Genomic DNA, 11,735 nt, shown 5'->3' with positions numbered 1-11,735 from the left:
AGCCAGTCCGGGCTCTCGTCGCCGCCCAAACCTGCACACCATGTGCGGGTGGGAGCCGGAGCCGGATTCGCCGGGGATCGCCTCGACCCTGCGATCGCCTTGGCCGAGCACGGCAAGCTCGACTTCCTCATCTTCGAACTCCTCGGGGAGCGAACTGTCGCCGCTGCCCAGCGACGCGAGCGGGAGACTGCGAATACCGGTTTCGACCCGACCCTGGTCGAACGCATCCGGTCAGTGGCCGGCCACTGCTTCGCCAACGGCACCCGCATCGTGACCAACGGCGGTGCCGCGAATCCGCGGGCTGCCGCTCAGGCCGTCGCCGAGGCGGTTCGAGAGTTGGGCGTCGACCTGCCCGTTGCCTATGTCACCGGGGACGACGTCCTCGGCATCGTCGATGATGAGGATCCGCTGACCTGGGAAACGGGGCAGCCAGCATCCGCCGCCGACGGTGAGCTGATTTCGGCCAATGCCTATCTGGGCGCCGAGCCGATTCGGCGAGCCCTGGACTCCGGCGCACACATCGTCATCACCGGTCGCGTCGCAGACCCCTCGCTCTATGTTGGCGCCCTGGCTCACTACTTCGACTGGGACCACGGCGATGCCGATCGCATCGGTCGTGCCACGGTCATCGGGCATCTGCTCGAATGCGCCGGTCAGGTGACTGGCGGCTACTTCGCCGACCCGGTGACGAAGCCCGTCACCGGTCTCGCTCGCCTCGGATTCCCCTTCGCCGATGTCGATGCCGATGCGCAGGCTCTTCTGAGCAAACTCGAGGGTTCGGGCGGCGAAGTCACCACCCGCACCTGCACCGAACAGCTCCTTTACGAGGTCGCCGATCCCAGCGCCTACATCACCCCCGATGTCATCGCCGACTTCTCCCATGTGAGCTTTGAAGAGGTCGGCGACGACCAGGTGCGTGTGAGCGGAGGGACGGGATCTCCTGGGCCGAGTGATCTCAAGGTAACGCTCGGCTACGACTCCGGGTGGCAGGGAGAAGGACAGATCAGCTATTCCGGACTCCGGTCGAAGGAACGTGCCGAGTTGGCGGCGGCGATCGTTCTCGAAAGACTCGAGGAACTCTACGGTGTCGATCCCGAGTCGGTGTTCGTCGAATACATCGGAATGGCCGCGGCTTTCCGCGGTCTGGTGAAGGTCGATGACCCCGCCGAGGTGCGTCTGCGCATCGTCGGAAGCGCCGCGACCCGGCAGGAGGCTGCGATCATCGGTGATGAGGTCGAGGCGCTTTACACCAACGGCCCGGCCGGCGGTGGAGGTGCCCGGAAATCCGTGCACAGCGTGGTCTCGGTCAAGTCGTGCAGTGTGGATCGACAGACCATCGAGGAGTTGCTGAGCGTCGAATTCGTCGACGAATCAGCGGAAGGACCGGTACTCGGGGGCTTCACGGACACAAGCCCGGCCGCCAGACGAATGGGAGGACACGAATGACCACCATCGACGAACTCGCATCGGTACGCACCGGAGACAAGGGCGATACCCTCATCCTCGGCGTCATCGCCCATGACCAGTCCGCGTATAGCCGCCTCGATCAGGAGCTCAGCGCTGAACGCGTTGCCCTCCACTTCGGCCTCAACGCGGAGGCTGTCACTCGCAGTGAGTTGCCGCCTCTGCACTCCTTCAGCTTCGAACTCACCGGGCTGCTCGGCGGCGGAGTCACCGGTTCTCCCAACCTCGACGGGCACGGAAAGACCATGAGCTACCACCTACTCACGCTCGAAATCTGAACTGTTTACCTCAGCCACGGCGCGCTCTACCGTGGAGGAATGAAGGCACTCATTCTCACGTTCGGCACCAAAGGCGACGTCGAACCCTATATTGCCTTGGGCCGGGCACTGAAGTCCGCGGGGCATGAGGCGACTGTCGCGACCGCCGCAGGCTACGAGGACGATGTCCGTTCTCTCGGCGTCGATTTCGTTCCCAGCAACTCGCTCATGCTCGATGTCATGCAGGATTCCTTTGGCACCATCGCTGGTCCAGGCGACATGCGGCGAGCGGCGAAGGCGATGTCCGCGGGCATTCGAGAGAGCTTCGATGATCAGCTCCGAGCGGTGCGCAGCACCCAGCCCGATATCATCGTCTATCATCCGAAGTGCCTCGGCGCTCCGCATTTGGCCGAGCATCTCGGTATTCGGGCGGTGCTTTCGCTTCCGCTGCCTTTCTACACTCCGACCACGTCCTACCCGATTTCGTTCATCCCACGAGACATGGGACCTCAGCTGAACCGCTGGAGCTATGCATTCACTCGTGCCTCGTCGCTGTTGTACAGCGGCATGGTCAACGACTTTCGCCGCAAGCTCGGTCTCACATCACTGTCACGGTGGGCCGATCCGCTCCTCGGCCCGGACGGTAGAACCGCGGACATCCTCTATCCGTATTCGAGACATGTTGTTCCTGTCCCAGCCGACTATCCTTCGACGTCCCACGTCACAGGCTACTGGTTCACCGGACGTGGGACGACGTGGGAACCACCGGCAGAGCTCAGCGACTTCCTGTCTGCTGGGGAGGCACCTCTCTACATCGGGTTCGGATCCATGGGATTCGAACAGGGTGCCGACCAGCGGGGGAAGGCTATCACCTCGGCGCTCAAGATGACCGGTGTCCGAGCGATAGTCGCCACCGGATGGGGAGGAACCACTGCTGAAAGCACTGACGACATTCTCGTCATCGACGGGGCGCCGCACGACTGGCTGTTTCCCCGCGTGTCCGCCGTTGTCCACCACGGCGGGGCAGGCACGACAGGGATCGGGCTGGCCTCTGGCTGCCCCAGCCTGATTTGCCCTTTCCTTGGTGATCAGGCGTTCTGGGCCAACCGGGTCCACGACCTCGGTGCGGGCCCGAGATTACTGTCCCGTGCGGATATCACAGCGCACACTCTGGCCGAGCGGATCACTGACCTCGTGGAAACGGAAACCTATCGCAGGAACGCCGTACACCTGGCAGAGGAGATCACGGCCGAGAACGGGACCGACCGGGCAGTCGAAATACTCGAACGCCTGACATAACCGGCCCATTGCGCTGACGCGCCCAGTCCTCTCAAGGGCGAGAAACCTCACACTCTTCGGCAGAGTGCCGAATCGAGGCAGGCTTTGCTGACATAAGCGCATACACTCGTCACCTACGAGGCTCCACGAACACCCCAGTTCGCGGAGCCTGTTTCTTGCCATAGCGCACTACCCCCACCGCCCCCTGACGAAGGCTCCTGCCCGCCGCCGAGGCGGACTCGAGCTTGGAGACCACGATGACGATGCTGGACAACCACGTACCCGAACCGGAGCCTGACCCCGGATCTGAAGCCGACTCGGAGCCTGACCCCGCGGCAAGCACCACCGACGCTGAGCAGGCAGTATCACAAGATACCGGCTCCGCTCGGCGCAGCAATATCGGCAGCGTCTTCTACTGGTCGGTGGCCTTCGTCATCGCCTTCGTGCTCTGGGCCGCGATATCGCCGGAGAGCCTGGGCAGCATCATGACCACTGCGATGACCGCCGTGTCATCGGGCTTCGGCTGGATCTACCTCGTCGTGCCGTTCGCCGCGATCGTCATGCTCGTGTGGTTCGCCGCCAGCAGATTCGGCCGTCTTCGCCTCGGGTCAGCGGATTCGAGGCCGGAATACAGCACCTTCGCCTGGCTGGCGATGGTCTTGGCAGCGGTCATGGGCATCGGCCTCGTCAGCTACGGTGTGGCCGAACCGATGTCGCACTTCATGGTCCCGCCGCATGGCCTGGCGGAGCCGGAGACCATGGACGCCGCAGTCCGCGCCATGCAGTTCTCCTACCTCGACTGGGGCTTCCAAGCCTGGGCGATCTTCGGAGTCTTCGGCCTGGCCATCGGCTATTCCACACATAGGAAAGGTCGGCCGGCTCTCGTCTCAACGATGCTGCGCCCAGTGCTCGGACGGTTCGTCGACGGCTGGGTGGGCAAGTTCATAGACATCCTCACCATCATCGCCACCCTATTCGGAACGACAACGTCGCTGGGCCTCGGCGCTTCTCAGATCGGCGAAGGCCTCAAAGTCGTGTTCGGCGTCGACGCCACCCTGACTCTGCAGGTCGTCGTCATCGGTGTGCTGACGCTGCTCTTCACCGGCTCGGCTCTGTCCGGCGTCGGCCGTGGCATCAAATACGTCTCCCAGATCACCCTGACCATGGCGACCATCCTCGGCCTGTTCGTCTTCATCACCGGGCCCAGCGGCTTCGTCGCCAATCTGTTCGTGCGCTCGGTCGGTTCCTTCGCCGGCGACTTCCTGCAGCTGAGTTTCATGACGCCTTCCAGTGCTGCAGACAGCGAATGGATGCTCGGCTGGACCTACTTCATGATGGCCTGGTGGCTGTCCTGGAGCGCCTTCGTCGGAATCTTCTTGGCCAAGATCTCCAAGGGCCGCACGATCCGCCAGTTCGTCGCTGGTGTGCTGCTCGTTCCAAGCGCCGTGTTCTTCCTCTGGTTCACCATCATGGGCGGGTCCGCGATCAAGCTCGACATGGGCGGAGCGAAGATCGGTGAGGCGACTTCGGCCAATCTCGACACCGCCTTCTTCAGCCTCCTCGAGGAACTGCCCCTGTCGCTCCTGGCCTCGATCTTCACCATCATTATGGTGATCCTGTTCTTCGTCTCCTCTGCTGACTCGAACACCTTTGTGCTCAGCTCGCTGTCCTCGCGAGGCTCGTTCGAGCCGAACCGACCGGTCATCGCCACCTGGGGATTCCTCACCGGCGCTTGCGCGATCGTGCTGCTCCTCCTCGGCGGACTCCAGGCTCTGCAACAGGCGGCGATGCTCTCTGCTGTGCCATTCACCGTCATCGTCGTCGTACTCGGAATCGCTCTGATCAAGGAGCTGAAGAGCGACCACCAGATCGTCGAAGAGATCGCCCGCGAAAAGCGCGTGCTCGGACTCTGAGCCTCACTCTGGCCCCACGCTACATCGAGCGGACCACTGAGCTTCGATGGGAGACGCTACAACCTGCTCCCTCGACGACAAGTGGTCCGCTCGATTGTTCTGGATGAGGATGGTCACCGCAGCCAGAGGTCATTTCGGCGGCGGCACAACCCATAAAGCGCTGACGTCATTTTTATGAGAAACTTATATAATTCATAATTTTTGGGATGGTGACGATGAGTTCCGGAAACCTCGAACCAGCACAAAGCAACGCTCCAAACTGGCCGCCGATCGGGGCCGAGACCTACGACTGGACATCGCGCTCAGGCTTTGGCCCGAGCGCAGCGATTCATGCTGGAAGCGTGAAATATGACTCCTCAGTTCCACCGACGATCGCTGACCGAACCCCCGCTATAGACCCTGAAGTAGCCGCAGTCGCTGAGGAAGCAATTCGGGAGCTGAGCCGATTCGACGCCGAACTGGGATTTCAAATTGCAGGTTTTGCACCAGTCCTCCTGCGGTCAGAGGCAGCATCGTCATCTCAAATTGAAAACCTGACAGCCAGCGCTCGCGCAATCTTCTCCGCAGAGCTCGGAGCTCGGTCTGGCAGCAACGCTGAGCTGATTGCGGCAAATACGAACGCTCTGCTCACAGCACTCAAAAGCGCTGATTCCATTTCAAGCGATTCGATACGAACGATCCATCAAGTACTCATGGGGACTCAGACTCGACACACTCCGGGCGAGTTCAGGGACGAACAGGTGTGGATAGGTACCCGTGCCGATTCCCCTGTAGGTGCGGAGTTCGTGCCACCTCATCATTCCCGAGTGCCGGAACTCATCAAAGACTTGACAGCTTTTGCAGAACGGGCCGATGTTCCAGCGATGACGGCGATAGCGATCACGCACGCACAGTTTGAGACGATCCATCCGTTCACAGACGGCAATGGGAGAACTGGGCGCGCGATTGTGCAGACAATGCTTCGACAGCGGGGAATCACTCGCAATGTAGCTGTACCAGTATCAGCTGGACTGCTTGCTGATGTTTCTCGTTACCACAGCGCATTGACAGAGTATCGGCGAGGCAATGTCGATCCGATCATTCGAATTTTCGCAGAGGCTGCGTTCCGGGCGATAGATAACAGTACTCAACTCGTGACAGATCTGCGAAGGATTCGTGAGAGCTGGGATTCGAAATTGACCGCCAGGAAGAATTCAAATGCTTGGAGATTGCTCGACATCCTGATCGAGCACCCGGTCCTCAATTCCGCCACCGCCGCAGAGGAACTGAGAGTTGCACAACCGAACATCTATCCACCCTTGAAAGCGCTCGTCGATGCAGGAATTGCCAGCTCGAAGGCTGAACATGGCTTGGGTCCGTTCTGGCGCAGTGACGAAATCCTCGCGGCGATCGATGCCTTTGCCCAGCGTGCCGGACGGCGGCAGAACTCATAAAGCGTTGACGTCATTTTTATGAGAACAACTTCTAAGTCATAAAAATCAGGAGCGCTGTTTATGAGTTCCACACATCTCTCAACTAGTGAAAGCGGTGGCCCCACGCTTCATCGAGGGGACCACCTAGCTTCGACGGGAGACGCCACAACCGGCTCTTTCGACACCAAGTGGTCCGCTTTGTTGTTCTGGCTGAGGACGGTCGCCGACGCTTGAGAGGTCACCGCAGCTTAGCGGTCACCTCGGCGGCGGCGGCGAGGACCTTGTCCACGAGCGGTTCAGTGACAGCGTCCTCGTCCAGCGCGTCACCGGAGGCTCCAGAGCCCAGCGCGTCACCGGCGAGCGAAAGACCGATTGCGGCGATCGGACGCGAGAGCACATCGTAGACGGGAGCTGCGATCGTTGAGATCCCGGGGGTGACCTCGCCGTGTTCGATCGCCCACCCGGCCCGCCTGTCCTGAGCCAGGATCGCATTGAGTGCCTTCACCGTCGTCGGGCCCTGCCCGGTGCGAGTGACGAATCCGGACTCGGATTGGAACATCGCCAGCACCTCTGACTTGGGCAGATGCGCGAGTATCGCCCGCCCGGTCGCCGTCAGGTAACTGGGCATGCGCACTCCGGTGGCGGTGATGACCGCGACCGATTTCAACGACTGCTCTTTGAGCACGTACACGGTTTCCCAGCCGCGGATCACGGCCAGCTGTGCCGTTGCCGAGGTCTCCTCGGCCAGCTGCCGCACGATGGGCTGAGCCAGGCGCTGCAGCGGGTTCGTGCGCAGGTAGGAACTTCCCAGTTCGTGCACGCCGGCGCCCAGCACGTAACCGGATTCGGTGCGGACAACGAGCCCGAGTTCCTCGAGCACGGTGAGCAGCTCGTAGGCACTCGAGCGCGGGATCTCCAGCGCCCGGACCAGGGCACCGGCGGTGATCGGACGATTCGATGAGGCCAGGTGCCTGAGAATCGCGATCGAGCGCCGCAGTGCCGGAACCTCAGCCACGGCTCAGTCCTCCATCCCCAGGGCGGCGAACGCAGCCCGGTAGAGTTCCGAGATCTCGCCGAGTTCGGTGTGCACGCCGTCGCGGACTCGCACATGTGCGCCGCTGACGGTCATTGCCACGTCCGCCGAGGTGGCCGAGAGGATGACCTGCTCCCCCACCGATCCGAAGGTGCGCATGCTGTCGGTTCTCACCGCAATGAAGTCACACGCCTTGCCCACGGCCAGTTCGCCGACGGGCAGGTCGAGGCTGCGTGCCCCGCCCGTGGTCAGGGAGCTGATGAGCTCGGCCGGTGAGAATCGTCCTCGTTGGCCCGAGTGCAGTCGCTCCCCGGCTTCCAGGCCCTGGGTCTCGCGTAGTGCGTCGAGGACGACGTGCTGATCGGAGCCGATCGAGATCGTCGCTCCCGCATCGGCGAGTTCGCGGGCCGGTCCGATGCCGTCGGCCAGGTCGGCCTCCGTGCAGGGGCACATCACGATGTTGGCTTCGGCCCCGCCCAGGCTCGCGATGTCGTCATTGCTGAGGTGCGTGGCGTGGACGGCCGAAAGGTTCGACGCGACCACACCCGAGCGGTCGAGGACCTGCGTGGGTGTCGTGCCGTAGGCGGCTTGGCAGGCTTCGTTCTCCGCTGGCTGCTCGGACAGGTGCACGTGGACTGGTTCGTCAAGTTCGGCGAATCTGGGCAGGTTGGCTGCCGGGACCGCGCGGATCGAGTGGATGGCCGATCCCACGTGGACGAAGCTCTCGCCAGGGGAAATGACCGGGAACTCGGTGGCGAAGGACTCCGATAGCGCGGCATGGCGGTCCATGTAACCGTCGATGGTTCCATCACCGAACCGAGCCTGTTCTGCCGAGAGCTCGGAGTCGATGCCGCCGGTGAGGTAGCAGGTGTCGAGGAGTCGGATCCGCATCCCCGCCGAGGTGGCCGCTCGTGCCAGCGCCCGTTCCATCGCGTGTGCGCGGGTGGAATCGCCGGCACCATACGGTGTCCCGTCGGGTGCGTGGTGGACGTAGTGGAATTCGCCCACCGAGGTGTAGCCGCCGGCGAGCATCTCCGCGAAGACCGCGCGGGCCACGGTTTCGTAGTTCTCCGGGCTCAGCTTCGCGGCCACGGAGTACATGACTTCGCGCCAGGTCCAGAAGGTCCCGCCGTCGCCGTGGGTGCGTCCGCGCAGGATGCGGTGGAAGGCGTGGGAGTGGGCGTTGACTCCACCGGGCAGGGTGAAGCCGGGAACCACCTCGGCGATGGTGGGTGGGGTGTCGATCCCGGTCTCGACCGAGGTCAGGGTGCCGGTCTCATCGGCGGTGAGCAGGACGCCGGTGGCGACCTGCCCGTCGACCCAGGCGGTCTCGCACCAGAAGCGCGTGCTCATGATGCGGCCCCCAGTTCCCCTTCGAGGACCTTGACCAGGGCGGAGACTCCGGCGCGCTGGTCATCGACTTCGCAGGCCTCTTCGGGTGCGTGGGAGACTCCGGTCGGGTTGCGTACGTAGAGCATCGCCGAGGGCACGTGTGGGGCCAGGATGCCCGCATCGTGTCCGGCACCCGAGGGCAGCAGCGGTGCGTCTGGCAGCACGGAGGTCAGCCGGGAGTTGAGTTCGGCGGTGAAGTAGGTCGTCGGTGAGTAGGACTCCTGGGAGATCGACACCTCAACGCCGGCACCCTCGGCATGCTCGCGGGCGCGCTTCGAGATCGCCTCGAGGACCTGCTTGACGACAGCGTCGTCGGCGTGACGGATGTCGAGCCAGAAGCTCATGCCCGAGGCGATGACGTTCGTCCCGCCCGGGTGGATGAGGGTGCGTCCCACGGTGGCGACCGCCTGGTCGTGGCTGGCGGCGAGCACCGGGATGTCACCGATGACGCGGCTGCCGGCGACGACCGGATCGGCGCGGTGGCTCATCGGCGTGGTCCCGGCGTGGTTGCCCTGGCCGGAGAACGCGAAGTGCCAGCGGCCGTGGCCGATGATCGAGGAGCCGATCGCCACAGCCTGGTCGGTGTTGATGAGCCCGATACCCTGCTCGACGTGGAGTTCGATGAAGGATCCGACCTTCTCCAGTCGGGCTGTGTCGGTGCCGATGCGGTTCGGGTCGAGACCGTAGCCGCGGGCGACATCGGCAAAGGTGTCGCCGTTGGCGTCGGTGAGACCCAGCGCCCGGTCTGAGTCGATGGCGCCGGTGATGAGGCGTGATCCCAGGCAAGCGACGCCGAAGCGCGAGCCCTCCTCCTCGGGGAATACAGCGAGCGCGAGTGGACGCTGGGCGCGTTCGAGTGCACCGGAGGACTTGAGTTCGTCGAAGGCCGCCAGCGCCGAGGCGACACCGAGGGGGCCATCGAAGGCTCCGCCGCCAGGGACGGAGTCCAGGTGGGAGCCGGTGACGACGGCATTGTCACCGGGCGCAGTCGCCCACGCCCAGGTGATGCCGTTGTCATCAATCTCGGTGTCGAGGCCACGACGGGCCGCCTCGGCGAGGAACCAGTCACGCAGTTCGCGTTCGGTGTTCGAGAACCCGGACCGCTGGTAGCCGGGACCGCGAGTGTCACGGCCGGTGTCCTCGATCTGGGACAGGAGGGAGACGACATCGCTCATCTCAGTTCGCCTCGCCCGAACCGTTGGAGTCGGCTGCATCCTGGTGAGTCGTTGCCGCATCCGTACCTGAGGCTGCGGCGGCAGCATCGAGGTTGCCCAGGGCGGTGAACTCGGGGTCGTTGACCGCCGGTGATCCGCCCTCGGGCATCCAGGTTCCGGCAGCTTCGGTGACGGTGTGCTGCAGCGGTGAGACCGACTCGGCGGCGGCGACCAGGGAGCCGTCCTTGACCTTGGAGATCGTCTCGGCCAGCTCCGGGGACAGGAAGCGGTCCGGGCCGGGGCCGGGCACGGTTTCGCGGATCGCGGAGATCACGGCGCCGGTGACCGGTGCCGGTGACGCTTCGCGCATATCGCAGGCCCGGGAGGCGGCGTAGAACTCGATGCCGACGACGCTGGCGAGGTTGTCGACGACCTTGCGCAGCTTGCGGGCGGCCGACCAGCCCATGGACACGTGGTCTTCCTGCATCGCCGAGGACGGGATCGAGTCCACCGAGGCAGGGCTGGCGTTGCGCTTAGCCTCGGAGACCATCGCGGCCTGGGTGTAGTGGGCGATCATCAGGCCCGAGTCGACGCCGGCGTCATCGGCGAGGAACGGGGTGAGGTTCTGGTTGCGGGTGACGTCCATCATCCGGTCGGTGCGGCGTTCGGACATCGAGGCCACATCGGCGGCGACGATGGCGAGGAAGTCCAGGGCGTGGGCCAGGGGTGCGCCGTGGAAGTTGCCGTTGGAAGAGACCATGCCGTTGGTGAGCACGACGGGGTTGTCGATGGCCGCACGCAGTTCGCGCTCGGCGACCTGCGTGGCGAAGGCCACGGCGTCGCGGGCTGCGCCGTTGACCTGTGGGGCGCAGCGCATCGAGTAGGCGTCCTGGACGAGGTGAGTCGAGTCGCGGTGGCTGGCGGTGATGCCGGAGTCCTTCAGCGAGGTCAGCATGTTCGCGGCTGCCGCGGACTGGCCGTCGTGGGGGCGCAGTGCGTAGTGGAGTTCGGGGGCGAAGACCGCGTCGGTGCCGAAGAGGCCTTCGATGCTCATGGCAGCGGAGACGTCGACGGCGGTGAGCAGGTTCTCCAGGTCGGTCAGGGCCATGATGAGCATGCCGAGCATGCCGTCGGTGCCGTTGACCAGCGCCAGGCCTTCCTTCTCGGCCAGGGTCACCGGGGTGATGCCGGCCGCGGCCAGGATCTCATCGGCGGGTCCGGCGACTCCGTCGGGTCCGGCGGCCACGCCTTCGCCCATGACGACGAGTGCGCAGGCAGACAGTGGAGCGAGGTCACCCGAGCAGCCCAGCGAACCGTATTCGTGGACGACCGGTGTGATGCCGGCGTTGAGGAGATCGACGTAGGTCTGGAGGACCTCGGCGCGGACACCTGCCCGGCCGGTGGCCAGGGTGCGGGCGCGCAGCAGCATGAGGGCGCGCACGACCTCGCGTTCGACGGGTTCGCCGACGCCGGCGGCGTGGGAGCGGATGAGCGATTTCTGCAGCTGGGTGCGCAGTTCGGCGGGGATGTGGCGCTGAGCCAGTGCCCCGAAGCCGGTGGAGACGCCGTAGACGGGCTTCTCGGCCTGGGCGAGGGCGTCGATGGCTTCGCGGTATTTGTTCACGCGTGCCAGGGTGGTCTCACTCAGGGCCACCTTCGCATCGTGGCGGGCGACGTCGACCACCTGGGCGAATGTGAGGGTATCGGGATCGAGATCGATGAAGACTGACATCTGGGACCTTTCGGTTGAGTGAGTTATGCGTTCGTGTGTGTCATCAGACGGTGAAGACGTGGGCGGGCCGAGCTCGGCTCTGGACGGGTCAGACCTGTGG

At 64.2% G+C, this 11,735-nt stretch carries 9 protein-coding genes; 5 read left to right on the top strand and 4 right to left on the bottom strand.

Annotated elements, in window-relative coordinates; translation table 11 throughout:
- Positions 1 to 48: 48 nt before the first annotated feature.
- The 5 genes from PGC08_RS01970 (at position 49) to PGC08_RS01950 (ending at position 6,345) form a co-directional block, all read left to right on the top strand.
- Positions 49 to 1,446, top strand: coding sequence for an acyclic terpene utilization AtuA family protein (locus PGC08_RS01970; RefSeq protein ID WP_271709385.1), 1,398 nt, complete (start codon positions 49 to 51; stop codon positions 1,444 to 1,446).
- Entirely contained in the window at positions 1,443 to 1,742 is a 300-nt protein-coding gene (locus PGC08_RS01965; RefSeq protein WP_271709384.1) for an AtuA-related protein, read from the top strand. The genes PGC08_RS01970 and PGC08_RS01965 overlap by 4 nt, the downstream gene beginning before the upstream one ends.
- Before the next feature lie 39 nt (positions 1,743 to 1,781).
- The gene (locus PGC08_RS01960) at positions 1,782 to 3,020 is read left to right on the top strand and encodes a glycosyltransferase (RefSeq protein WP_096158059.1); all 1,239 of its coding nucleotides are present in this window, start codon (positions 1,782 to 1,784) and stop codon (positions 3,018 to 3,020) included.
- 236 nt (positions 3,021 to 3,256) lie between these two features.
- Positions 3,257 to 4,912: a BCCT family transporter gene (locus PGC08_RS01955; protein WP_096158058.1), complete on the top strand. Its 1,656-nt coding sequence runs from the start codon at positions 3,257 to 3,259 to the stop codon at positions 4,910 to 4,912.
- 206 nt (positions 4,913 to 5,118) lie between these two features.
- Positions 5,119 to 6,345, top strand: a complete 1,227-nt coding sequence (locus PGC08_RS01950; RefSeq protein WP_226829684.1) for a Fic family protein — start codon at positions 5,119 to 5,121, stop codon at positions 6,343 to 6,345.
- A gap of 217 nt (positions 6,346 to 6,562) precedes the next feature.
- Here PGC08_RS01950 and PGC08_RS01945 read toward each other — a convergent pair whose 3' ends face one another.
- The 4 genes from PGC08_RS01945 to hutH are packed head-to-tail and all read right to left on the bottom strand — an operon-like array spanning position 6,563 to position 11,635.
- Complete coding sequence (locus PGC08_RS01945) at positions 6,563 to 7,339, bottom strand: IclR family transcriptional regulator (protein WP_096162488.1); 777 nt, start codon at positions 7,337 to 7,339, stop codon at positions 6,563 to 6,565.
- Between the two features lie 3 nt (positions 7,340 to 7,342).
- The gene (locus tag PGC08_RS01940; protein ID WP_009883527.1) at positions 7,343 to 8,710 is read right to left on the bottom strand and encodes a formimidoylglutamate deiminase; all 1,368 of its coding nucleotides are present in this window, start codon (positions 8,708 to 8,710) and stop codon (positions 7,343 to 7,345) included.
- A complete protein-coding gene (locus PGC08_RS01935) occupies positions 8,707 to 9,924 on the bottom strand; it encodes an allantoate amidohydrolase (protein WP_096177664.1) in 1,218 nt (405 codons plus the stop codon). Before PGC08_RS01935 ends, PGC08_RS01940 begins: the two co-directional genes overlap by 4 nt.
- Before the next feature lies 1 nt (position 9,925).
- Positions 9,926 to 11,635 carry a histidine ammonia-lyase gene (gene hutH, locus PGC08_RS01930; RefSeq protein WP_271709383.1) on the bottom strand — a complete coding sequence of 570 codons (1,710 nt, stop codon included), beginning with the start codon at positions 11,633 to 11,635 and terminating at the stop codon, positions 9,926 to 9,928.
- Positions 11,636 to 11,735: the final 100 nt, after the last annotated feature.

The sequence above is a fragment of the Brevibacterium sp. BDJS002 genome, from assembly GCF_028201555.1.
In the GTDB taxonomy this organism is placed as follows: Bacteria; Actinomycetota; Actinomycetes; order Actinomycetales; family Brevibacteriaceae; genus Brevibacterium; species Brevibacterium aurantiacum.
This window is presented reverse-complemented; position numbering and strand designations above follow the sequence as displayed.

What these genes read in the sequence shown, in the direction of transcription:
- PGC08_RS01950 (WP_226829684.1), top strand. Translation starts at nt 5,119, where the DNA reads ATGGTGACGATGAGTTCCGGAAACCTCGAACCAGCACAAAGCAACGCT.
- PGC08_RS01960 (WP_096158059.1), top strand. Translation starts at nt 1,782, where the DNA reads ATGAAGGCACTCATTCTCACGTTCGGCACCAAAGGCGACGTCGAACCC.
- PGC08_RS01965 (WP_271709384.1), top strand. Translation starts at nt 1,443, where the DNA reads ATGACCACCATCGACGAACTCGCATCGGTACGCACCGGAGACAAGGGC.
- hutH (WP_271709383.1), bottom strand. Translation starts at nt 11,635, where the DNA reads ATGTCAGTCTTCATCGATCTCGATCCCGATACCCTCACATTCGCCCAG.
- PGC08_RS01955 (WP_096158058.1), top strand. Translation starts at nt 3,257, where the DNA reads ATGACGATGCTGGACAACCACGTACCCGAACCGGAGCCTGACCCCGGA.
- PGC08_RS01935 (WP_096177664.1), bottom strand. Translation starts at nt 9,924, where the DNA reads ATGAGCGATGTCGTCTCCCTCCTGTCCCAGATCGAGGACACCGGCCGT.
- PGC08_RS01940 (WP_009883527.1), bottom strand. Translation starts at nt 8,710, where the DNA reads ATGAGCACGCGCTTCTGGTGCGAGACCGCCTGGGTCGACGGGCAGGTC.